The sequence below is a fragment of the Streptacidiphilus rugosus AM-16 genome, assembly GCF_000744655.1.
Taxonomy (GTDB): Bacteria; Actinomycetota; Actinomycetes; order Streptomycetales; family Streptomycetaceae; genus Streptacidiphilus; species Streptacidiphilus rugosus.
In genome coordinates this window covers 1917673-1940088 of record NZ_JQMJ01000004.1, presented here as the reverse complement: position 1 = coordinate 1940088, position 22416 = coordinate 1917673, and the positions used below count along the sequence as shown (strand labels likewise).

At 70.5% G+C, this 22416-nt stretch carries 20 protein-coding genes and 1 pseudogene; 10 read left to right on the top strand and 11 right to left on the bottom strand.

All coding sequences use genetic code 11. The annotated features are described in order from the left end of the window. Positions 1-547 precede the first annotated feature (547 nt). Both BS83_RS17935 and lspA read left to right on the top strand, forming a co-directional pair. Positions 548-1009 (top strand): TraR/DksA family transcriptional regulator, encoded by a 462-nt coding sequence (locus BS83_RS17935; protein WP_051945427.1) that lies wholly within the window; start codon positions 548-550, stop codon positions 1007-1009. A 115-nt stretch (positions 1010-1124) separates the two neighbouring features. Continuing rightward, positions 1125-1751, top strand: coding sequence for a signal peptidase II (lspA, locus tag BS83_RS17930; protein ID WP_084713635.1), 627 nt, complete (start codon positions 1125-1127; stop codon positions 1749-1751). Between the two features lie 57 nt (positions 1752-1808). Here lspA and BS83_RS17925 read toward each other — a convergent pair whose 3' ends face one another. The 3 genes from BS83_RS17925 to BS83_RS17915 are packed head-to-tail and all read right to left on the bottom strand — an operon-like array spanning position 1809 to position 4496. Beyond that, positions 1809-2570, bottom strand: a complete 762-nt coding sequence (locus BS83_RS17925) for an amino acid ABC transporter ATP-binding protein (RefSeq protein WP_157597538.1) — start codon at positions 2568-2570, stop codon at positions 1809-1811. A 2-nt stretch (positions 2571-2572) separates the two neighbouring features. After that, positions 2573-3514 (bottom strand): amino acid ABC transporter permease, encoded by a 942-nt coding sequence (locus BS83_RS17920; RefSeq protein ID WP_232248397.1) that lies wholly within the window; start codon positions 3512-3514, stop codon positions 2573-2575. A gap of 37 nt (positions 3515-3551) precedes the next feature. After that, a complete protein-coding gene (locus tag BS83_RS17915; protein WP_051943257.1) occupies positions 3552-4496 on the bottom strand; it encodes an ABC transporter substrate-binding protein in 945 nt (314 codons plus the stop codon). Positions 4497-4704: 208 nt separating this feature from the next. On the opposite strand from BS83_RS17915, the gene BS83_RS17910 reads away from it, so the two are divergent. The 4 genes and pseudogenes from BS83_RS17910 to BS83_RS17895 all read left to right on the top strand — a co-directional run bounded on the left by BS83_RS17910 (position 4705) and on the right by BS83_RS17895 (position 9139). After that, a complete protein-coding gene (locus tag BS83_RS17910) occupies positions 4705-5643 on the top strand; it encodes an RluA family pseudouridine synthase (RefSeq protein WP_037604768.1) in 939 nt (312 codons plus the stop codon). A 37-nt stretch (positions 5644-5680) separates the two neighbouring features. Then, complete coding sequence (locus BS83_RS17905) at positions 5681-6103, top strand: GNAT family N-acetyltransferase (protein WP_051945425.1); 423 nt, start codon at positions 5681-5683, stop codon at positions 6101-6103. 7 nt (positions 6104-6110) lie between these two features. After that, positions 6111-7700: a Na+/H+ antiporter gene (locus tag BS83_RS17900; RefSeq protein WP_037604765.1), complete on the top strand. Its 1590-nt coding sequence runs from the start codon at positions 6111-6113 to the stop codon at positions 7698-7700. 19 nt (positions 7701-7719) lie between these two features. Continuing rightward, a pseudogene (locus tag BS83_RS17895) lies at positions 7720-9139 on the top strand (amino acid permease). A gap of 3 nt (positions 9140-9142) precedes the next feature. Here the strand turns inward: BS83_RS17895 and BS83_RS17890 are convergent. Continuing rightward, positions 9143-9706 carry a Uma2 family endonuclease gene (locus BS83_RS17890; protein ID WP_037609292.1) on the bottom strand — a complete coding sequence of 188 codons (564 nt, stop codon included), beginning with the start codon at positions 9704-9706 and terminating at the stop codon, positions 9143-9145. A gap of 138 nt (positions 9707-9844) precedes the next feature. Beyond that, positions 9845-10870 carry a mechanosensitive ion channel family protein gene (locus BS83_RS17885; protein WP_037604763.1) on the bottom strand — a complete coding sequence of 342 codons (1026 nt, stop codon included), beginning with the start codon at positions 10868-10870 and terminating at the stop codon, positions 9845-9847. Between the two features lie 127 nt (positions 10871-10997). On the opposite strand from BS83_RS17885, the gene dnaE reads away from it, so the two are divergent. Continuing rightward, on the top strand, positions 10998-14552 hold the full coding sequence (gene dnaE / locus BS83_RS17880) for a DNA polymerase III subunit alpha (protein WP_037604760.1): 3555 nt from the start codon (positions 10998-11000) through the stop codon (positions 14550-14552). A 70-nt stretch (positions 14553-14622) separates the two neighbouring features. On the opposite strand, the gene BS83_RS17875 is transcribed toward dnaE, so the two are convergent. From BS83_RS17875 to BS83_RS17860, 4 genes are all read right to left on the bottom strand, one after another. Next, positions 14623-14895, bottom strand: a complete 273-nt coding sequence (locus tag BS83_RS17875; protein WP_084713631.1) for a carboxymuconolactone decarboxylase family protein — start codon at positions 14893-14895, stop codon at positions 14623-14625. A 113-nt stretch (positions 14896-15008) separates the two neighbouring features. Then, entirely contained in the window at positions 15009-15653 is a 645-nt protein-coding gene (locus tag BS83_RS17870; RefSeq protein WP_051943254.1) for a hypothetical protein, read from the bottom strand. A gap of 58 nt (positions 15654-15711) precedes the next feature. After that, complete coding sequence (locus BS83_RS17865; RefSeq protein ID WP_037604759.1) at positions 15712-16485, bottom strand: ABC transporter permease; 774 nt, start codon at positions 16483-16485, stop codon at positions 15712-15714. Then, positions 16482-17483, bottom strand: coding sequence for an ABC transporter ATP-binding protein (locus BS83_RS17860; RefSeq protein WP_051945423.1), 1002 nt, complete (start codon positions 17481-17483; stop codon positions 16482-16484). Before BS83_RS17860 ends, BS83_RS17865 begins: the two co-directional genes overlap by 4 nt. A 156-nt stretch (positions 17484-17639) precedes the next feature. On the opposite strand from BS83_RS17860, the gene BS83_RS17855 reads away from it, so the two are divergent. Next, positions 17640-18398: a hypothetical protein gene (locus tag BS83_RS17855; RefSeq protein ID WP_157597224.1), complete on the top strand. Its 759-nt coding sequence runs from the start codon at positions 17640-17642 to the stop codon at positions 18396-18398. On the opposite strand, the gene ybaK is transcribed toward BS83_RS17855, so the two are convergent. Both ybaK and BS83_RS17845 read right to left on the bottom strand, forming a co-directional pair. Further along, entirely contained in the window at positions 18399-18896 is a 498-nt protein-coding gene (ybaK, locus tag BS83_RS17850; RefSeq protein WP_037604754.1) for a Cys-tRNA(Pro) deacylase, read from the bottom strand. Positions 18897-18953: 57 nt separating this feature from the next. Next, positions 18954-19664 (bottom strand): LON peptidase substrate-binding domain-containing protein, encoded by a 711-nt coding sequence (locus tag BS83_RS17845; protein WP_037604752.1) that lies wholly within the window; start codon positions 19662-19664, stop codon positions 18954-18956. A 322-nt stretch (positions 19665-19986) separates the two neighbouring features. Here BS83_RS17845 and hisD point away from each other — a divergent pair, with 322 nt between their 5' ends. Together hisD and BS83_RS17835 are read left to right on the top strand one after the other, a co-directional pair. Then, positions 19987-21318: a histidinol dehydrogenase gene (hisD, locus tag BS83_RS17840; protein ID WP_037604751.1), complete on the top strand. Its 1332-nt coding sequence runs from the start codon at positions 19987-19989 to the stop codon at positions 21316-21318. After that, complete coding sequence (locus BS83_RS17835) at positions 21318-22415, top strand: histidinol-phosphate transaminase (RefSeq protein WP_037604750.1); 1098 nt, start codon at positions 21318-21320, stop codon at positions 22413-22415. The genes hisD and BS83_RS17835 overlap by 1 nt, the downstream gene beginning before the upstream one ends. Position 22416: the final 1 nt, after the last annotated feature.

Sequence of the window (22416 nt, the reverse complement as noted above, 5' to 3'; positions counted from 1 at the left end):
CATTGGGGCAGCGGCCGGTTCTACTCGGTCCGGCCGCGCCGACGGCGCGCACAGGGCCTTTCCTCCGGCGGCTCCGGGGTGATGTTCCCGCTGCGCACACCCCCGGGCTTCCACCGTCCCCGGGTCTCTCGTGGCTGCGTGCGGCGGTACTCGTCCCCATCCACGCCTTGCTGCCGAGCAGTCTATAGGGATCGCGGCGGCGATTTCTCGTCCATTGCGAGCGACCCCCCGCGCGCCCCTGACGTGGTGACGCGCCGGTAACGAACACGGATGGCGATTATCGCGTCACGTTCTGGGCACAACTTCCTTCGTCCGTTCGTCATAGAAGGTGCGCAGCGAAGAAGTCGCTGGTGCAGGCAGGCGAGTGGAGGGGCAAACTCCGGTATGTCCCGTTGTGGTGGCATTCGCCACGCATTATCGTTCCGGCACCGAACAGAGCCGGCCAGTCATGCACGAAGGGGTCGAGGGAATGGCGGACAAGGCAAGGAGCGGGGCCGGCGGGACACGCCGCACCGGAGTGTCCGTGGGCGACCCGGGGGAGAGCATCGTGACGCGTAACAAGACCACGGCCGCCACCCGGACGCACCAGGCCACGGGCGCCCGCACGGACCCGGCCTCGCTTCCGGTCCGCCAGGGAGAGGATCCGTGGACCGCGGAGGAGGTCCGCGAGCTGCAGGCGGAGCTGACCGCCGAGGCCGCGGAGCTGCGCGCCGAGATCCAGGCGTCCGAGGCGGCCGTCAGCGGCCTGATGCGGGACTCCGGCGACGGCGCGGGCGACGACCAGGTCGACGCCGGCACCAAGAACATCTCGCGCGAGCACGAGCTGTCCCTGGCCGCCAACGCGCGCGACATGCTGGCCCAGACCGAGCGGGCGCTGCTGCGCATCGCGAGCACCGGTTTCGGCCTCTGCGAGTCCTGCGGCAAGGCCGTCGGCAAGGCCAGGGTCCAGGCCTTCCCGCGCGCCACGCTCTGCGTGGAGTGCAAGCAGAAGCAGGAACGCCGCTACTAGGCCCCGTCCCAGGACACGACCGTGCGGTCCCGGTGTCGCCCCTGGCCGCGCCGGGACCGACGCGTGCCGTACCCTCGACGGCGAAAGCCCCACTCGACACGGTCACGCGGAGCGCATCATCAGTACCCACGGTCACCACGACGCCGAGGCCGAGGCGCTCGACGCCGCTGAGTCCCTGGAGCCTGCGACGGCAGACGTACTCGACGAGGCCGCACTCGACGAGGCCGCACCGGAGGAGGCCGCACCCGTGCGCAGGAAGCGCCGGATCGGCGTGCTGCTGAGCGTCGCGCTGCTGGCCTACCTCCTCGACCTCGGCAGCAAGCTGCTGGTCGTGGCCCGGCTGGAGCACAAGGACGCGATCCGGATCGTCGGCGACTGGGTCCAGCTCGCCGTGATCCGCAACCCGGGCGCGGCCTTCGGCATGGGCGCGGCGATGACGGTCGTCTTCACGCTCATCGCGGCGACGGTCATCGTGGTCATCAGCCGGCTGGCCCGCAAGCTCTACAGCCTGCCCTGGGCGATCGCGCTGGGACTGCTGCTGGGCGGCGCCTTCGGCAACCTGACCGACCGGATCCTCCGCTCGCCCGGCCTGTTCCGCGGCGAGGTCGTCGACTTCATCTCGGTCAAGCACTTCGCCGTCTTCAACCTGGCCGACTCGGCCATCGTCTGCGGCGGCATCCTGGTCGTGCTGCTCTCCTTCCTGGGCACCAACCCGGACGGCACCGTCCAGCGCGACAGGTAACCGGCCACGACGAAGCGCCCGGCAGCCGAGCTGCCGGGCGCTTCGTCGTGTGTCCGCTCAGAGGACCTTGGAGAGGAACGCCTGGGTGCGTTCGTGCTGCGGGTTGGTCAGGACCTCGCGCGGGTGGCCGGACTCGACGACGATGCCGTCGTCCATGAAGACGAGGGAGTCGCCGACCTCGCGGGCGAAGCCCATCTCGTGGGTGACCACGATCATGGTCATGCCGTCCTCGGCGAGTTGCCGCATGACGTCGAGGACGTCGCCGACGAGTTCGGGGTCGAGGGCGGAGGTGGGCTCGTCGAAGAGCATCAGCTTGGGTTCCATCGCCAGTGCGCGGGCGATGGCGACGCGCTGCTGCTGGCCGCCGGAGAGCTGGGAGGGGTAGTTGCCGGCCTTGTCGGCCAGGCCGACCCTGGCCAGCAGTTCCATGGCGTGCTCGCGGGCGGCCGCCTTGGGGACGCCCTTGACCTGGACCGGCGCCTCGATGATGTTCTCCACCGCGGTCTTGTGCGGGAAGAGGTTGAAGCGCTGGAACACCATGCCGATGTCGCGCCGCTTGAGCGCGACCTCGCGGTCGGGCAGCTCGTGGAGCTTGCCGCCCTTCTCCTTGTAGCCGACCAGCTCGCCGTCGACGTAGAGGCGGCCGGCGTTGATCTTCTCCAGGTGGTTGATGCAGCGCAGGAAGGTCGACTTGCCCGAGCCGGACGGACCGACCAGGCAGAACACCTGCCCCTGCTGCACCTGGAGGTCGATGCCCTTGAGCACCTCGACCGGTCCGTAGGACTTGTGCACCTGCTCGGCGCGGACCATGGGTTCGATGGTCATGCCGTGCCTCCGACGCGCTTGAGGCTGAACACGTTCGTCTTGACCTTCTGCCACGGCGTGGGCGGAAGGATCCGGTTGGTGCCGCGCGAGTAGTAGCGCTCGACGTAGTACTGGCCGATCGAGAGGATCGAGGTGATCAGCAGGTACCAGAGGCTGATCGCGACCAGGGCCGGGATCTCGTAGAAGGTGCGCGAGGCGATGTCCTGGCCGGCGCGGGTCAGGTCCTCCAGCGAGATCGCCGAGACCAGCGAGGTGGTCTTCAGCATGGAGATGGTCTCGTTGCCGGCCGGCGGGATGATGACCCGCATGGCCTGCGGCAGCACGATCCGGCGCAGCGTCTGGCCGCGGTTCAGGCCCAGCGAGGACGCCGCCTCGCTCTGGCCCTCGTCGACCGACTGGATGCCCGCGCGGACGATCTCCGCGAAGTAGGCGGCCTCGTTCAGGCCGAGGGCCAGCACGGCGGCGGTGAACAGCCCGATCAGGTCGTTGTAGCTCCACGACACGAAGGTCGGACCGAACGGGATGCCGAGGCCGATCTTCGGGACCACCGCGCCGAGGAAGTTCCAGACGTAGAGCTGGACCAGGACGGGGGTGCCGCGGAAGACCCAGATGTAGATCCAGGAGACCCCGGACAGAACCGGGTTGCCCGACAGGCGCATGACGGCGAGCACGATGCCGCCGACGATGCCGATGACCATGGCCAGCACGGTCAGCAGCATCGTCCGGCCGAGGCCGGCGATCACCGTGGGGTAGGTGAAGATCTGGCCGACCACGTCCCAGTGCAGGACGCTGCTGGTGATCAGCAGGTGCGCGAACATGGCCGCGAGCACCGCGATCACGGCGATGGCCACCCAGCGGCCGGGGTGCCGGACCGCGACGGCCCGGATCTCCTCCGGGCGCCCCCGGACCGGGGGCGCGTCGTCTTGAGGAATCGTCACGATTCTCTATGCCTTACGTGGGGAGCGCGGGGAGCGGTCAGCTGGCGGCGGCGTTGATGAGGACCTTGTCCGCGGTGAGCGCGCCGGACTCGACGCCCCACTTGGTCAGGATCTGGGTGTAGGTGCCGTCGGCGATGATGTCCTTGATGGCGCCCTGGACGGCCTGGGCGAGCTGGCCGTCGCCCTTGGGGAGCGCGATGCCGTAGGGGGCGGTGTTGTAGTCCTGGCCGATCTTGATGAGCTGGCCGTTGCTCTGCTTGACGGCGTAGTCGATGACCGGGGAGTCGGCCATCATGGCCTGGTCGCGCTTGGCGATCAGGGCGGAGGTGGCGTCGGTCTGGGCGTTGAACTGGTCGCCGTTGTTGGGGACCTCGGGCTTGCCGGCCTTCTTGCAGGCGGGGTTGATGGTGTTCTTGATCTCGTCGGCCTCGGTGGTGCCGGTCTGGACGGAGACCTTGATGCCGCACAGGTCGGCGGCGTTGCCGGTGAGCTTGTCCGGGTTGCCGGTCAGCGTGGCGATGGCCTCGCCCGCGTTGTAGTACTGGACCATGTCGACCTGCTTCTCGCGGTCCTTGGTGTCGGTGAAGGAGGAGAAGCTGAGGTCGTACTTCTTGGCGGTGATGCCGACGAGGATGCTGGAGAAGTCGGCGCTCTGCCAGTTGGCCTTGAGCCCGAGCTTCTTCATGATCGCGTTGCCGAGCTCGATGTCCATGCCGACGATGTTGCCGCCGGCGTCCTTGAACTCGGAGGGCGCGTAGGTCGAGTCGGTGGCGATGGTGACGGTGCCCTTGGCCTTGAGGTCCGCGGGGACCATGGCGACCAGCGCGGCGTCCGTGCCCTCGGCGTTGACGGACTGCGTGGCGTCGGGGGCCGCACCCGAGTTGCCGCCGATCTTGGAGCTGCCGCAGCCGGTCAGGAGCAGCGAGCCGGCAGCGACGACCGCGCCGGCGGCGAGCAGGCGCTGCGAGAGGGAACGGGCCATGAGGGTTGTCCTCCTGCGGGATCATGAGCACGAGGTCACGGGCTGCACAGCGTTATGCGGCGCGCTCCCCCCTGAATTGAGACCGCATCCTCTCACCCCTGAACAGCGCTTCACGTGCACAGCTATGTCAAAATCCGATAACGGGTGATCCGACCCGTTGCGTGGGTGCGGGCCGGAGGAGGCGCCGCGGTCCGGCATACTCGTTACGGTGAGCACCGTTCCCCAGATCCGCGCCCTGCCCGTGCCCGACGGCCTCGAAGGCGAGCGCGTCGACGCCGCGATCGCCCGTATGTTCGGCTTCTCCCGCACGAAGGCGGCCGAGCTGGCCGCGGACGGCAAGGTGACCGTCGACGGCACGGCGGTGGGCAAGTCCGAGCGCGTGATGGCGGGAGCCTGGCTCGAGGTCGAGATCCCCGCGCCGCCGGCGCCGGTGCAGATCGTCGCCGAGAAGATCGACGACATGAAGATCGTCTTCGACGACGAGGACTTCGTCCTGGTCGACAAGCCGGTCGGCGTCGCCGCGCACCCCAGCCCCGGCTGGACCGGACCGACCGTGATCGGCGGCCTGGCCGGAGCGGGCTACCGGATCTCCACCTCCGGCGCGGCCGAGCGCCAGGGTGTGGTGCACCGGCTGGACGTCGGCACCTCGGGCCTGATGGTCGTCGCCAAGTCCGAGCGCGCCTACACCTCGCTCAAGCAGCAGTTCCGGGACCGTGTCCCGGAGAAGCGCTACAACGCGCTGGTCCAGGGCCACCCGGACCCGCTGTCCGGCACCGTGGACGCCCCGATCGACCGTCACCCCAGCAGCGACTGGAAGTGGGCGGTCGTCGCCGGCGGCAAGCCCTCGGTGACCCACTACGACCTGATCGAGGCCTACCGCGCCGCCTCGCTGCTGGACATCAAGCTGGAGACCGGCCGCACCCACCAGATCCGGGTCCACATGTCCGCGCTGCGCCACCCCTGCGTCGGCGACCTCACCTACGGCGCCGACCCGACGCTGGCCAAGCGCCTCGGCCTGACCCGGCAGTGGCTGCACGCCGTCTCGCTCGGCTTCGAGCACCCCGGCACCGGCGAGTGGGTCGAGTTCAGCAGCGAGTACCCGGCCGACCTGGCCCGAGCCCTGGAGATCATCAGTGCCGAAAGCTGACGCCGGTGTCGTGATCGCCGTCGCAACCGACGCCGACATGGCCGACGTGCGCGCGGTCCGGCACGAGGTCTTCGTCGTCGAGCAGGGCGTGCCGCCGGAGCTGGAGTACGACGAGCTGGACGCGACCTCCGTCCATGTGATCGCCCGCGCCGGGGACGGAGCCCCGCTGGGCACCGGGCGGCTGATCCACGGCCCGCAGGCGCTCACCCAGACCGGCCGCGAGGGGGTCGTGCTGCTGGGCCGACTCGCCGTCAGCAGGCGTGCCCGCGGCACCGGTCTCGGCGCGGCGCTGGTGCTGGCGATCGAGGAGGCGGGGCGCGCGCAAGGCGGCGCCGAACTGGAGCTGCACGCGCAGACCCAGGCGCTCGGCTTCTACGAGAAGCTGGGCTATGTCGCCTTCGGCGAGGAATACCCCGACGCGGGCATTCCGCACCGGAGTATGACGAAACGTCTGACATGATGACCATGTGGCGCAGCTGACCCTCCTGTTCACCGTCTTTCTCTGCGCCATCGTCACCACGCCGCTCGCCGAGCGGATCCGGGTTCCGCAGCCGGTGATCATGACGATCATCGGCATCGTCTTCGCGTTGCTGCCGTTCGTGCCGAACATCAGCCTGGAACCGGACCTGATCCTGCCGCTGGTGCTCCCGCCGCTGATCTACGCGGCGGCCCAGCGGTCCACCATGCGCTACTTCAAGGCGAACGTCCGCGTCATCATGCTGCTGGCCGTCGCGCTCGTGGTCGTGACCACGGCCGCGGTGGCCGGCGCGATGCACTGGATCACCCCGGCGATGCCCGTCGCCGCCGCGGTGGCGCTGGGCGCCCTGATCTCCCCACCCGACCCGATCGCGGCCGGCGCGGTCGCGGCCAGCGTCGGTCTGCCGCGCCGCCTGATGGGCATCCTGGAGACCGAGGGCCTCTTCAACGACGTCACTGCGCTGGTCGTCTACGGCCTGGCGATCGACGCCGTGGTCTCGGGGGAGTTCTCCACCCTGGAGGCGGTGCTGCGGCTGGTGCTGTCGGCGGTGCTCGCCGTCGTCTTCGGGGTCGGCATCGGCTGGCTGAGCGGCAAGGTCATCGCGCTGCTGAGCGACGCCACGCTGCAGGTGGCGCTGAGCCTGCTGGTGCCCTTCGCGGTATACGAGCTGGCCGAGAAGGCGCACGGCTCCGGGGTGCTGGCGGTGCTGGTCTGCTCGCTGTGGATCAACGACCAGGCGGTCGGCGCGGACGATGTCAGCTACCGGTTGGTCGGCTCCGCCTTCTGGGACGTGGTCGAGCTGCTCATCTCGGGGATGGCCTTCGGCCTGATCGGTCTCGAGTGGTCCAGCGTCCTGCGCGAGGTCGGCCGGGGCTGGCCGTCGATGGTCGGCGACGCGGCCCTGGTGATCGTGGTCGTGGTCGGCGTGCGCTTCCTGTGGTTGCTGCCGGGGGCGTGGTTCACCAACCGGCTCGACCGTCGGCTGGGTCGCAGGGAGGACGCGGCGCCGCTGGGCTGGCGCGAGTCGGTGGTGCTGTGGTGGTCGGGGATGCGCGGGGTGGCCTCGGTGGCGCTGGCCCTGGCCGTGCCGTTCACCGTGCACGGGGGCGCGGAGTTCCCGATGCGCAACGAGATCGTCTTCATCGCCTTCTCCGTGGTCCTCTTCACGCTGCTCTTCCAGGGCATGACGCTGCCGCTGGTGGTCCGCTGGCTCGGCCTCGGCCGCGACCAGGACGCCGAGGACCACGAGGAGCGCCGGCTCTGGTTCCGCGCGACCAAGGCCGGCCTGCTGCGTCTGAAACAGCTGGCCGCGGACGAGCAGCTGCCCGAGGACCTGGTCGAGCGGCTCAAGCAGCGCCAGACCGACCGGCTGGCCCGCAGCCGCCCCGACATCTACGACGAGCAGCAGCGCGAGGAGTGGAAGAAGCGGATCAAGGTCTTCACGACCTTCCGAAGGATCGAGGCCGACATGCTCGCCGCCTCGCGCGAGGAGATGCAGATCGCCCGGATGGAACCGGGCGCGGACCCCGAACTGGTCGACCGCGTCATCCGCCAGCTCGACCTGCGCAGCGAGCGCTGAAGCGAAAGGTGCCACCGCAGTGAGTCAGGACCCCACGATCACCCAGGGCGGATTCGTCGACGTCGAACTCGACGACGACGGGGACTCCGGCTACGCCAAGACCCTGGCGCCGCGTCATATCTCGATGATCGCCATCGGCGGCGCGATCGGCACCGGCCCTCTTCCTGGGCGCCGGGGCGAACCTGGCCAAGGCCGGCCCCTCGCTCGCCATCTCCTACGCGGTGGCGGGCCTCTTCGCCTTCTTCGTGGTGCGGGCGCTGGGGGAGCTGGTGCTGCACCGGCCCTCCTCCGGCTCGTTCGTCAGTTACGCGCGGGAGTTCCTGGGCGAGAAGGGCGCGTACGTCGCGGGCTGGATGTACGTGCTGAACTGGTCCACGACCGGCATGGCCGACATCACGGCGGTCGCGCTGTACGTGCACTACTGGGGTGCGTTCGCCGCGATCCCGCAGTGGGTGCTGGCCCTGGTCGCGCTGGCCGTGGTGCTGTCCATCAACCTGATCTCGGTGCGGCTCTTCGGCGAGATGGAGTTCTGGTTCGCCATCGTCAAGGTGGCGGCGATCGTGCTGTTCCTGGTCGTCGGGGTGGTGCTGCTGGCCTCGCAGCACCAGATCGACGGGCAGCAGCCGGGCCTGCACATGATCACCGACAACGGCGGCTGGTTCCCGCGCGGCGTGGTGCAGATGATCGTGGTGCTGCAGAGCGTCGTCTTCGCCTACGCGGCCGTCGAGATGGTCGGCGTCACGGCGGGGGAGACCGCCGAGCCGGCGAAGGTCGTGCCCAAGGCCGTCAACTCCATCATGTGGCGGATCGCCCTCTTCTACGTCGGCTCCATCGTCATGCTGGTGCTGCTGCTCCCGTGGACGGCCTACTCGGCGAGCGAGAGCCCCTTCGTGACGGTCTTCTCCAAGATCGGCCTGCCCGGCATCGGCGGGATCATGAACGCGGTGGTCCTGACCGCCGCCATGTCGAGCCTCAACTCGGGCCTCTACACCACCGGCCGCATCCTCCGCTCGCTCTCCGCGGCCGGCTCCGCTCCCGCCTTCACCGGCCGGATGAGCCGCACCCAGGTGCCCTACGGCGGCATCTTCCTCACCGCGGGCGCGGCGCTCGTCGGCGTCGGCCTCAACGCCTGGCTGCCGGGCGAGGCCTTCGAGATCGTGGTCAACATCGCGGCGCTGGGCGTGATCAGCACCTGGGTCATGATCATGGTCTGCCACATCCTCTTCGTCCGCCGCGCCGGGGCGGGCCACGTCGTCCGCCCGGCATTCCGGCTGGGTGCCTCGCCGTGGATCGAGATCGCCACGATCGGCTTCCTGGCCTTCGTCGTGATCGAGATGGGCGTCTCCGGCGGCGCCGTCGGCCGCTGGACCATCGCCCTCGTCGTCCCCATCGCCGCCGCTCTGACCCTCGGCTGGTACGGGATCCGGCGCCGGGGGTGAGACCTACTCGAAGACCGAGGTGTCCAGGTCGAAGCCGAACGGCTTGGGGAGGCCCAACGCCTGTCCGAACTCGACTTCGACACGCACGCGATAGTCCGCACCCTTCGGTTCCGTGAAGAGGGTGACCGTTGCGGTGCTCCGGTCGATCAGCAGATAGCAGGGGATCGCCGCAGCGGCGTAGCCACGGCGCTTGGCCGTGCGGTCCTTGTCGGGGCGCGTCGACGTCACTTCGTACACCAGCAGCGCCCCAGTGGGGGGAGCCCATGGGCGCGCGTGGCGGAAGGCCTCCCGCGCGCAGACCGTGCCGTCCGGAATGAACCGGCCGCCGGGAACGACGAGGCCCTTGTTGGCCAGGACGAGCACCGTGAGCTCCGAGTTCGAGATGAACTGCCGGACGACCTCGGCGCTGACAGTCTCGTGGTCGCCGTCCGGCGGCGGGGTCACAAGGATTTCCCCCTCGATCAACTCGGCGCGACAGCCTTCTGGCGCTGACTGGTCCACCTCGTGGAACATGCGGAGCAGCTCGTCCCACGAGGGCCCCGAAGTGGGCTGCTCGACGGCGGTCATCAGCGCCATGCCTTCCCCCCGGTCAGTCGGTCGGTGTGCGCTGCTTCGTGTCGGAAGCTATCGCCCCGCGCGGACAGATCGAGGTGATCGATGGTGGTCTCACCCGAAAGTGTGCCCCGCCGGGGCGGGGCTGTCCCCTTACCCCGCCGTGCGGACGCGGGGGAGCGCCTCGGGGTGCTGGTCGCGGAGCCAGGCGAGGAGGGATTCGCGGACCGCGCACTTGAGGGTGAAGGCGTCGTCCGCTGTGCGGGCCGTCATGGTCGCGCGCAGGACGATGGTGGAGGGGGTGGTGTCGAAGACCACCAGGCGCCAGTCGCGGCCGTCCCACTCCTTGCTCTCGCGCAGCAGCCGGTGGAACTCCTCCCGCAGCGCCGCGACGGGGGTCGCGTGGTCGAGGTGGAGCAGCATCGAGCCGGTGATCTTCGGGTCGGCCCTGGTCCAGTTCTCGAACGGCCGGCTGACGAAGTAGGAGACCGGAACCACCAGCCGCCGCTGGTCCCAGAGCCGGATCACCAGGTAGGAGAGGGTGATCTCCTCCACCGTGCCCTGCTGCTGCTCGACCACCACGGTGTCGCCGATCCGCACCAGGTCGCCGAAGGCGATCACCAGGCCGGCGAAGAAGTTGCCCAGCGTGCTCTGCGCCGCGATGCCGGCCACGATGCCGATCAGACCGGCCGAGGCCAGCAGCGAGGCGCCGATCGTCCGCATGCCGGGGAAGGTGAGCAGCATCGCCGCCACCGTGACCAGCGCCACCAGCGCGCTCGCCGCCCGCCGCAGCATGCCGACCTGGGTGCGCACCCGCTGCACCCGCGCGGCGTCGTCGCTCAGCGCCTCGTAGCGGGCGAAGAACGCGGCCAGCACGGCCGCCAGCACCCTGACCACCAGCCAGCCGACCGAGGCCATCAACGCCAGCAGCAGCCAGTGCTGCACGTCACCGGCGTTGCCCTTGAAGATCCGGCTCACCAGCGCGTCGGCGCGCAGCAGGCCCAGACAGACGACGAACTGGAGCGGGATGCGGCAGCGCCGCAGCAGCGACCAGAAGGCGGTCTCCGGGTGACGTGCGGAGATCCGCTGCAGCCCCTTGTCGACCAGCCAGCCGATGAGCAGCGTGGCTCCGATGGTCACCGCGAGGGCGAGCAGCTGACTGAGCAGGGTCCAGGACATATCAGACTAAGTAGCATGAAACGCTGGGCGTGAGCGACATTGGGCGCGCCCGTCCCCGGCGGTGCGAAGGCGGGATAGGGTAGTTCCTTCACACCCCGCCGCCGCCCTTGAGGGAGTTCTGTCCACCGTGGCCGACAGCTTCGTTCACCTGCATGTTCACACCGAGTTCTCGATGCTGGACGGGGCCGCGAAGAACGGCAAGATGTTCGCCGAGGTCGAGCGGCAGGGCATGCCCGCGATCGCGATGTCCGACCACGGCAACATGTTCGGCGCCTACGAGTTCTTCCAGATCGCCAAGAAGCACCCGGTCAAGCCGATCATCGGCATCGAGGCCTATGTCGCGCCCGGCAGCCGCACCCACAAGAAGCAGACCTTCTGGGGTCAGCAGGGCGGCCGGATGTCCGGCGGCGACGCCAGCGGCGAGGGCGGCAAGGACGTCTCCGGCGGTGGCCGGTACACCCACATGACGATGTGGGCCAAGAACGCCGGCGGGCTGCGGAACCTCTTCCGGCTCTCCTCGCTGGCCTCCATCGAGGGCTACTACATGAAGCCCCGGATGGACCGCGAGCTCATCGCCCAGCACGCCGAGGGCATCATCGCCACGACCGGCTGCCCCTCCGGCGAGGTGCAGACCAGGATCAGGCTCGGCCAGTACGAGGAGGCCGTCGCGGCGGCCGCCGCCTACCAGGACATCTTCGGCAGGGAGAACTACTTCCTCGAGCTGATGGACCACGGGCTCGGCATCGAGCGCGACGTCCGCGAGGACCTGCTGCGGCTGGCCAAGGATCTGAACATCCCGCTGCTGGCCACCAACGACTCGCACTACGTCACCGCGGACCAGGCCGACGCGCACGACAACCTGCTCTGCATCGGCGTCGGCAAGAACAAGGACGACCCGAACCGCTTCAAGTTCAACGGCTCCGGCTACTACCTCAAGACCTCCGAGGAGATGCGCGAGCTCTTCCGCGAGCTGCCGGAGGCGTGCGACAACACGCTCCTCGTCGAGTCGATGATCGAGCCCTACGACGAGGTCTTCGACTACGTCGACCGGATGCCGCAGTTCGACGTGCCCGAGGGTGAGACGCAGGTCAGCTACCTGCGCCAGAAGATCGGCGAGGGCCTGCAGCGCCGCTTCGGCGAGAACCCGAGCCAGGAGGTCCTGGACCGGATCGAGCTGGAGATGTCCGTCATCGACCCGATGGGCTTCTCCTCCTACTTCCTCGTGGTCGCGGACATCTGCCAGTACGCCCGCGACAACGGCATCCCGGTCGGTCCGGGCCGTGGTTCCGCGGCCGGTTCGATGATCGCCTACCTGACCGGCATCACCCAGCTCGACCCGATCGAGCACGACCTGCTGTTCGAGCGCTTCCTCAACCCCGAGCGCATCAACCCCCCGGACGTCGACATCGACTTCGACGACCGCCAGCGCGACCAGATGGTCCGCTACGTCGGCGAGAAGTACGGCGCCGCCTACACCGCGCAGGTCAACACCTTCGGCACGATCAAGGCCAAGGCCGCCGTCAAGGACTCCTCGCGCATCCTCGGCTACCCCTTCGCCATGGGCGACAAGATCACCAAGGCGATGCCGCCGGACGTGATGGGCAAGGGTGTCCCGCTCAAGGACCTCTTCAACCGCGAGCACGGGCGGTACAGCGAGGGCACGGAGATCCGGGCGCTCTACGAGAACGAGCCGGACGTCAAGAAGATCATCGACACCGGCATGGGCATCGAGGGCCTGATCCGGGGCACCGGCGTGCACGCCGCGGCCGTGATCCTCTCCTCGACCCCGCTGCTCGACCTGATCCCGCTGCACATGCGGGACAAGGACGGCACCATCATCACCGGCTTCGACTACCCGTCGTGCGAAGCCATGGGCCTGATCAAGATGGACTTCCTGGGTCTGCGGAACCTGGGCATCATCGACCACTGCATCAAGGTCATCAAGGCCAACCGCGGCGTCGACGTCGACTGCGACGAGATCCCGCTGGACGACCCGGTCACCTTCCAGCTGCTGGCCAGGGGCGACACCCTGGGCGTGTTCCAGCTCGATGGCGGCCCCATGCGCGCCCTGCTGCGGCTGATGAAGCCCACCGAGTTCGCCGACATCTCCGCCGTCTCGGCGCTGTACCGTCCGGGCCCGATGGGCATGAACTCGCACACCAACTACGCGCTGCGCAAGAACGCCCAGCAGGAGATCACCCCGATCCACCCGGAGCTGGAGGAGCCGCTCAAGGACGTCCTCGGCCCCACCTACGGCCTGATCGTCTATCAGGAGCAGGTGCAGCGCGCCGCGCAGGTGCTGGCCGGCTACAGCCTCGGTCAGGCCGACCTGCTCCGCCGCGCCATGGGCAAGAAGAAGAAGGAGGTCCTGGAGAAGGAGTTCGTCCCCTTCCACGCGGGCTGCAAGGAGCGCGGCTACTCGGACGAGGCGATCCAGGCGGTCTGGGACGTCCTGGTCCCCTTCGCCGGCTACGCCTTCAACAAGTCGCACTCCGCCGCGTACGGGCTGGTCTCCTACTGGACCGCCTACCTCAAGGCCAACTTCCCTGCCGAGTACATGGCCGCGCTGCTCACCTCCGTCGGCGACGACAAGGACAAGATGGCGATCTACCTGGCCGACGCGCGGGCCCAGGGGATCAGGGTCCTCTCGCCGGACATCAACGAGTCGGTGACCGACTTCACCGCCGTCGGCGAGGATGTCCGCTTCGGTCTGAAGGCGATCCGCAACGTCGGTGAGAACGTCATCGACTCGCTGGTGGCGACGCGGAAGTCGAAGGGCAAGTACACCTCCTTCGCGGACTTCCTCGACAAGGTCGAGCTGCCGGTCTGCAACAAGCGCGCGGTCGACTCGCTGATCAAGGCGGGTGCCTTCGACTCGCTCGACCACACCCGGCGCGGGCTGGTCGCGGTCGCGGAGAACGCGATCGACGCGGTCATCGGCCTGAAGAAGCAGGCCGCGATCGGCCAGGACGACCTGTTCGGGGCGATCGACGACGGCAGCGACAACCCGACGATCGGGCTGGACTTCACCGTCGACGAGAAGGAGTGGCCGCGCAAGCACCTGCTCTCGACCGAGCGGGAGATGCTGGGCCTGTACGTCTCCAGCCACCCGCTGGACGGCGCCGAGCACATCCTCGCGCGCAACCGCGACACCTCGATCGCCGAACTGCTGGGCTCCGGCCGGACGGAGGGCGAGGTCAAGCTCTCCGGGCTGATCACCTCGGTGGACCGGCGCATCAACAAGGCGGGCAACGCCTGGGCGCTGATCACGCTGGCCGACCGTGACGGCACGGTCGAGGTGCTGTTCTTCCCCAAGACCTACATGCTGCTGAGCGAGATGCTGGTCGAGGACAACGTCGTCGCGGTCAAGGGCCGGCTGAACGAGCGCGACGGCGCGCTGAGCATCTTCGGCTCGGAGATGCAGATGCTCGACATCTCGGCGGCGGAGCACGGCGGCAAGCCGCCGATCCAGCTGACGATCCACGAGCGGAAGATCAACGCCCAGCTGGTGGCCGAGCTCAAGCGCGCCCTCAAGGCCCACCCCGGTGACGTCCCGGTCCGCCTGCTGATGGAGGGTCACACCCGCAGCGTCCTCTTCGAACTGGGCTTCCTGGTGGACGCGGAGAACGGCTTCGCCAGCGACATCAAGGGCCTCCTGGGCGCGGGCGCCTGGGTCGCCTGAGAGGTCACGGGCCGTTCGCCCGGACCGCCTGCACGGCCTCGCTGTGCGGGCGGTCCGGGCGTCGGCTTGTTCAGCCGCGCGTGCCGGGCTGCTCCAGGTCGGCCGGCAGGGCGTCGAGGACGTTCAGCGCGCGCCAGGCCCGGGTCATCCCGGACGTCGCGGTGGCGCGGACGACGGCACGGAACTCGTCCGGCGTCGCCCCCGCGCCGAGCGCGCGGCCGACATGGGCGCGGAAGCTCTCCTGAAGGGTCTGGTAGAGCACGTCCACCGTCATGGTGGCGAACGCGCGCTCGCGGACGCTGATCCGGGACATGTCGGCGCGCATCCGCGACTGCAGGACCATGGGCGATGAAGCGGAGCAGCTCCGCGCCCGGTCGCGCCGGATCCGCAGGCGTGCGACGCGGCCCGCCGAGTCACCGCCCGACGCCTTCGACGGGACGCCCCCGGCCCCGAGGGTCACTCGCCCGCCGGGGCTCCCTGGGACGGAGTCGCGGGCAGCTCCTCCTTGGTGAAGAAGGCGGTCGCGGCCAGCAGCGTCAGCAGGGCGGCCATGGGCCAGCCGACCAGGGCCGTCTTCGCGCCGAGTTGGAGGGGGCGGGAGAAGGTGACGCCCTTCGGGACGGCCTGGGCCGCCTTGACGATGTCCTGCGTGCCCATGTGGATGCCCAGCTGCCAGGCGACCCAGCCGGCCGCCAGTCCGCCGAGCGTCAGACCGATCGGGACAGCGAGGCCCGCGCCGCCGCGCTTGTGGGTGAACCAGAAGGCCAGCGCCGCCGTCACCACGCCGAAGCAGGCACCGATGATCACGAACGTCGCGTCCGCGGCGATCTGCTGCTCGCCCTCGGGGTCGCGCAGGTAGACCGCGGAGCCGTCCGAGTACAGCGGGACCCTGGGGGCCAGCGCATGCCACAGCACGCCGAAGAGGAGCCCGGCCAGGGCCGAGCCGACGACCAGGGCCGTGCCGACGAGAAGCGCCCGCTGGATCTCCCTGGACCGGTTCGGCCGTTCGGCGGGCGCCGCCCACTCCGTCGTGGCGTCGGCGGGCAGGGGGAGCGGGCCGTGCTGCGGCCGGGGACCCTCGGGGGCGTTCGGTGCTGTCACCGGGACATGGTCGCACGTCCGTCCGGGCCACGCGCGAACGGGACCGGACCCGGTCCGGTCAGGCGCGGGTCGCGGCCCTGCGGTAGGCCCAGGTGGACAGGGCGAGGCTGAGCCCGCCGACGACCGCGCAGACGGCGAGGTCGACGCCGACCGCCGCCCAGTCGGGACGGGCGGCGAAGGTCCGGGCGAAGGCCTCGACTCCGTAGGTGGACGGCAGCAGGTCGCGGACCCAGCGGACCGCCTCCGGCATGTGACTCGCCGGCAGCACGCCGAGCAGCAGCGCCGCCGACATGCCGAGCTGGCCCAGCAGCGTGGCGATCTCCTGCCGGGGAGCCAGCAGCCCGCAGGCCGCGCCGACGCCGGCCAGCGCCGCCCCCGCGAGCGGGATCACGGCCAGCACGATCCACAGGTGCACCCACGGCAGCTGGAACATCGCGCAGCCGACCGCGGCCGTCAGCGCCGTGCCCGGCACGGTGAACGACGCGTACGCCGCCGCCGTGCCCAGCACCACCGAGGCGGCGGGGACCGGAAGCGTCGCGTAGTGGTCCAGGCCGCCGGTCGCGCGGAGCCTGCCGAAGTACTGGGCCAGCAGGTTCAGCGCCACGAAGGCGACCACCAGCACGCTGGAGCCCGCGACGACATCGCGCGCCGCCTCGGTGTCGTGCGCGCCGACGACGCCGCGCATCATGACCAGGATGCCGAGCGACTGGAAGGTCGCCACGAACATCAGCGGAATCCTGGCCACCCTGGCCCGGGAGAGCTGGGCCCGGTAGACCGCGCCCAGCGAGGGGAGCAGCGCGGCGCGCGGAGCCAGCGGGAACACCGTGCTCACTTCTCGAACCCCTCGTGTCGGCCGCCGAGCAGCAGGTAGACGTCCTCCAGGCTGGGCGTGCTGAGCGAGAAGTCGTCCAGGGCGGCGAACGCGGGCCCCGAGGTCACCTCGGCGACCAGCTCGCGCGCCTCCTCCGGGGTCGCCCGGACCGTCCAGCGGCGGCCGTTCACCGAGGCCCGGCGGGCGAGCGCCGCGACCAGCGGCAGCGCGGTGGGGGCCTCCTCGCGCCAGACGAGGTCCAGCCTGACGTCGCCGTCGACCATCGCCTTGAGGCCGCCGGGGGTGTCGCAGGCGATGACCCGCCCCTCGTCGATGACCGCGACCCGGTCCAGCACGGTCTCCGCCTCGATGACGTTGTGGGTGACCAGCAGCACCGTCGTGCCGTCCGCACGGCGGCGGCGGTCCACGGCGGACCAGACGGCACGGCGCGCGATCGGGTCCATGCCGGTGGTCGGCTCGTCCAGCACCAGTAGCGGACGCGGCCCCGCGAGCGCCGCGCCGAAGCAGGCCAGTCGGCGCTGGCCGCCGGAGAGCTTGGCCAGCGGTCGCTGCGCGATCGGGCCGAGCGCGAGCTCCTCGACGACCTCGTCGGTGGTCCGGCGGGCGGCCGCGGCCCCCAGGCCGCGCAGCCGGGCGGTGGTCTCCACGGCGAGGTGCACCGTGAGCTCGTCCAGCGCCGTCGACTCCTGGCCCAGATAGGCGAGCAGGCGTGCGGCGCGGTCCGGGTGGCGGACGATGTCGTGGCCGAGGATCTCGATGGCGCCCGCGTCCGGACGCAGCAGCCCGGTCAGCTGGCGCACCAGCGTCGACTTGCCGGCGCCGTTCGGCCCCAGCAGGCCGAAGACCTCGCCGCGGCGGATCTCCAGCGAGATGCCGGCGTTGGCCCGCACCTCGGTGGCTGCCGCGCCGCGCCCGACCCGGTACGTCTTCACGACGTCCCGTACCGAGCAGCAGAGAGTGGCGCCGGCGGCGAGCTGCGCCGTCCCTGCTGTTGCCACCGTGTTCACGTGCTCCCTCACCAGGCCTCGGACGCTGGGGTAGTCCCGGCCGCCGTAGAGCCTACGCCGCTCGCGGGCGACGATGTCGACAGGGGTGGCCGGGTCGGTCCGCCGTTCGGGGACAATGGGTGCCGGTCGAGCGGTTGGATGAGGAAGATGCGCAGAAGGTCCGTGCTCCTGTTGGTGTCGGGGGTGCTCGCGGTCGGCGGCATCGTGCTGCCCTCGATCGGCCAGCGCCAGTCCAGCGGCGACACCAGAATCCTGTCCGTGGAGGTCAACGGCGGAAAGCCGGTGGTGCTCGGCCCCACCGACCGGACCACCTTCGACTTCGCGGTGACGGCCGAGGACAAGTCGGGGATCAGGTCCGTCGACCACGTCGGCATCTGGGGCAGCAACTACGGCGTGCTCAGGCCGACCGCCACCACCTGCCAGGCGAAGTCCAAGCAGATCTCGGTCTGCCGCGGGACCGCCACGGTCGACGTGAGCCGGCGCCAGGTCTTCGACGACATGGCGGGCCGCTGGCACGTCCAGGCGACGGCCAACGCCAACGACGGCGACCGCTTCGAGTCGGACACCGCCGGCACCTTCTCGATCCAGAAGGCGGCCGCCGCGGTGATCAGCGGGGTCCTGCCGATCGCCAGGCCGGGCCAGGCGATGCAGATCGAGGGCCAGCTCACCAAGCCGGACTGGGGCAGCAGGCTCTGGGTCTACAACCCCGGCGCGGTCGTGCAGCTGCTCTTCCGCCCCGCGAACGGCTCCCCGTGGCAGAGGGTGGCGACGACGCGGACCGACAGCCACGGTTCGATGAGCGCCGAGGTGAAGGCGTCCGGCACAGGCACCTACGCCTGGTACTACGGGGGCGCCTTCTGGTCGGCGCCGACCATGAGCCAGGCCGCGCAGGTCAACGTCGCCTGATCAGCCGGGCCGCCCGATCGGGGCGAAGGCGGCGCCGGTGAGCTCGGCGAGGGCGCTCGGCGCGAGCTCGACCTCCAGCCCGCGCCGCCCCGCGGAGACGAAGACCGTCGGGTGGTCCAGCGCGGAGGCGTCGAGCACGGTGCGCAGCGCCTTCCGCTGGCCGAGCGGCGAGATGCCGCCGCGGACGTAGCCGCTGCTGCGCTCGGCCGCGGCGGGGTCGGCCATCGCGGCCCGCTTGCCGCCGACGGCGGCCGCCAGCGCCTTCAGGTCCAGCTGGCCCGCCACCGGAACGACGCCGACCACGAGCGCGCCGTCGACGTCGGCGACCAGCGTCTTGAAGACCCGCTCCGGCGCGATGCCCAGCGCCTCGGCCGCCTCGCCGCCGTAGGAGGCGGCGGCGGGGTCGTGGGCGTAGGCGTGCACCGTGTGCGGGACGCCGGCCCGGTCCAGGGCCACGGTCGCGGGCGTGCCCTGGCCGCCCTTGGTCTTCTTGGCCATCGGCGCGGTCCGCTCCCGGTTCTGGGTGGTAGGTCGTCGTCGCTCGGGGGTCTGCGGTCAGTTCGGGTTGGAGGCCTGGCGGGTCAGTTCGACGGCCGGCAGCGAGGGCAGCTTGGCCAGCACCGCGGCCTCGCGCCGCAGCAGCCGCAGCTCCGTGCGCAGCCGGTCGCTCGCGGTCTCGGCGGCCAGCAGCCGCTGCTTGTCGTGGGTGTCCAGCACGGACGCGGCCGCGACCAGGTAGGACAGGATGTTCGGGTCGTCCGGCAGCTCCTGCAGACCGGTGACCGTGGTCTCCTGGGCGCCGGCCAGCCGCTTCTGGTAGGCGCGGAAGACGCGCTCGACCCCCGCGGCGAGCACCTGCGCCTCCGGCCCGGTCTGCTCCTCCACGGGCTCGACCTCGGCCGTCAGATACGGGCCGCTCGCGTCTATGGAGAGAATCCGGAACCTGGTCGTGCCGGTGGCGAGCAGCTCGTAGCGCCCGTCGGGATGCGGCTGCAGCTGGGCGATCTCGGCGACGCAGCCCATCTCGAACAGGGCCCGCTGCGGGTCGGGTCCGAGCCCGGCCAGCGCGGGCGAGGCGGACTCCGTGCCGGTCGGGGCGACCTCGCGACCGTCGCGGATCGCCACCACGCCGAAGCGGTGCGGCTCGGGTCCGGCCGTCAGATCGGCCATCAGCCGCCGGTAGCGCTCCTCGAAGACGTGCAGGGGGAGTACCAGCCCGGGATAGAGCACTGTGCCCAGCGGGAAGAGGGGGAGCCGTTCCGTCACGTGCGCAAGATTAAGGCCTGCTGAGGGCTGCCGGTGCCCGTACCGGGTCGCGCTCGGGGCAGCTCGCCGGTACGGGCGCTGAGCGGCTGGGCGGCTGACGCCGCAGCCCCGCCACCACGCTGCCCGCTGCCGCCCCCCACGGCGACCAGGACGAGGCAAACGGGTCAGTGGCAACCCCCAGGGGGCGCGAGGAACTGTGCGAGGGACCCTCCGGGGAGGATGGCCCTGCGCGCCCCGGATGGTGCAACTGATCGTCTCAGGGTGTGTATCAGAGAGTGATATGGGAGCACGGCGTTTTCTCCCGATCACTAGACTTGACAACGTGATTTCTCGAATCGACCTCCGCAGCACCACCGACGACCCGCGCAGCGTCCTGCCGCGCGCCGAGCTCGACGTCGAGGCCGCCCTGGAGAAGGTGCGGCCGATCTGCGAGGACGTGCACCATCGTGGCGTCGAGGCGCTGATCGAGATCACGGAGCGTTTCGACGGGGTTCGACTGTCCGACATCCGCGTGCCCAAGGCTGCTGTCACCGGCGCCCTGGAGACGCTGGACCCCGCCGTCCGCGCCGCGCTGGAGGAGTCGATCCGCCGCGCCCGCCTGGTCCACCGCGAGCAGCGCCGCACCGATCACACCGTGCAGGTCGTCCCCGGCGGCACCGTGACCGAGCGGTGGGTGCCGGTCGAGCGCGTGGGCCTCTACGTGCCCGGCGGGCTCGCCGTCTACCCCTCGTCCGTGGTCATGAACGTGGTCCCCGCGCAGGAGGCGGGCGTCGCCTCGCTCGCGGTGACCTCGCCGCCGCAGAAGGAGTTCGGGGGGCTGCCGCACCCGACCATCCTGGCCGCCTGCGCGCTGCTCGGCGTGGACGAGGTCTACGCCGTGGGCGGCGCCCAGGCCGTGGCGATGTTCGCCTACGGCGCGGGCGAGTGCCGCCCGGTCAACCTGGTGACCGGCCCCGGCAACATCTGGGTCGCCGCCGCCAAGCGGCTGCTCAAGGGCCGGATCGGCATCGACGCCGAGGCCGGGCCGACCGAGATCGCCATCCTCGCCGACGCCACCGCCGACCCGCGGCACGTCGCCGCTGACATGATCAGCCAGGCCGAGCACGACCCGATGGCCGCCGCCGTCCTGGTGACCGACTCGGTCGAGCTGGCCGAGGCCGTCGAGGCCGAGCTGCCCAAGCAGGTCGAGGCGACCAAGCACAGCGAGCGGATCGCCACCGCGCTGGCCGGCCCGCAGTCCGGCATCGTGCTGGTCCGCGACGTCGAACAGGGCCTGGAGATCGTCAACGCCTACGCGGCCGAGCACCTGGAGATCCAGACCGCCGACGCCGAGGCGGTCGCCGCGCGCGTGGTCAACGCGGGCGCGGTCTTCGTCGGCCCGTTCGCCCCGGTCTCGCTGGGCGACTACGCGGCCGGTTCCAACCACGTGCTGCCGACCGGCGGCTGCGCCTGCCACTCCTCCGGACTCTCCGTCCAGTCCTTCCTGCGTGGCATCCATGTGGTGGCCTACGACCGCGACGCGCTGGCCGAGGTGGCCGGCCACGTGGTCACGCTCGCCAACGCAGAGGATCTTCCGGGCCACGGTGACGCTGTCCGTGCACGTTTTACCGAAGGCGAACTCGAACAGCGCAGCGACTGGAGTGTGCCGCAGTAATGCAGATCGACGACCTTCCCATCCGCGACGAACTCAAGGGCAAGTCGCCGTACGGCGCACCGCAGCTGGACGTGCCGGTGCTGCTCAACACCAACGAGAACCCGTACTCCCTGCCCGACGAGCTGGTCGCCCGGATCGCCGAGCGCGTCTCGGCCGCCGCGCGGAACCTCAACCGCTACCCGGACCGCGACGCGGTCGAGCTGCGCACCCGGCTCGCCGCCTACCTGACCGCGTCCACCGGACACGCCGTCGGCACCGAGCAGGTCTGGGCCGCCAACGGGTCCAACGAGATCATCCAGCAGCTGATGCAGACCTTCGGCGGCTCGGGGCGCACCGCGCTCGGCTTCTCGCCGACCTACCAGATGCACGACCTGATCTCGCGCGGCACCGGCACCCGCTGGATCGAGGGACCGCGCAACCCGGACTTCACCATCGACGAGGCGGCCGCCGTCGCCGCGCTCGACGCCGAGCGTCCGGACGTGCTCTTCCTCTGCTCGCCGAACAACCCGACCGGCACCGCGCTGACGCGCGCCGCGGTCGAGCGGCTCTACGACGCGGCGCAGGCGGTCAAGCCGACGCTGGTGATCGTCGACGAGGCCTATGTCGAGTTCTCGCACCAGCCCTCGCTGCTGCCGCTGCTCGAAGGCCGCCCGCTGATGGTGGTCACCCGGACCATGTCGAAGGCCTTCGGCGCCGCCGGGCTGCGGCTCGGCTACTTCTGCGCCGCGCCCGCCGTGGTGGACGCGGTGCAGCTGGTCAGGCTGCCGTACCACCTCTCCGCGGTGACCCAGGCGACGGCGCTGGCCGCGCTGGACTTCACCGACGTCCTGCTCGGCTACGTCGAGCGGCTCAAGGCCGAGCGGGACCGCATCGTCACCGAACTGCGCGCGATGGGCCTGGACGTCACCGAGTCCGACGCCAACTTCGTCCAGTTCGGCCGCTTCGAGGACACCCACGCGGTCTGGAGCGCGATCCTCGCCCAGGGCGTGCTGGTGCGCGACAACGGCGTGCCCGGCCGGCTCCGCGTCACGGCGGGCACCCCCGCCGAGAACGACGCCTTCCTCGACGCCGTCCGCAACGCCATCAAGGAGCTCTAGG

Bases quoted from the DNA above. Each gene is read 5' to 3' on its own strand.
- BS83_RS17915 (WP_051943257.1), bottom strand. From the start codon at position 4,496: ATGGCCCGTTCCCTCTCGCAGCGCCTGCTCGCCGCCGGCGCGGTCGTC.
- BS83_RS17905 (WP_051945425.1), top strand. From the start codon at position 5,681: ATGGCCGACGTGCGCGCGGTCCGGCACGAGGTCTTCGTCGTCGAGCAG.
- BS83_RS17890 (WP_037609292.1), bottom strand. From the start codon at position 9,706: ATGACCGCCGTCGAGCAGCCCACTTCGGGGCCCTCGTGGGACGAGCTG.
- BS83_RS17885 (WP_037604763.1), bottom strand. From the start codon at position 10,870: ATGTCCTGGACCCTGCTCAGTCAGCTGCTCGCCCTCGCGGTGACCATC.
- BS83_RS17875 (WP_084713631.1), bottom strand. From the start codon at position 14,895: ATGGTCCTGCAGTCGCGGATGCGCGCCGACATGTCCCGGATCAGCGTC.
- BS83_RS17855 (WP_157597224.1), top strand. From the start codon at position 17,640: ATGCGCAGAAGGTCCGTGCTCCTGTTGGTGTCGGGGGTGCTCGCGGTC.
- ybaK (WP_037604754.1), bottom strand. From the start codon at position 18,896: ATGGCCAAGAAGACCAAGGGCGGCCAGGGCACGCCCGCGACCGTGGCC.
- BS83_RS17835 (WP_037604750.1), top strand. From the start codon at position 21,318: ATGCAGATCGACGACCTTCCCATCCGCGACGAACTCAAGGGCAAGTCG.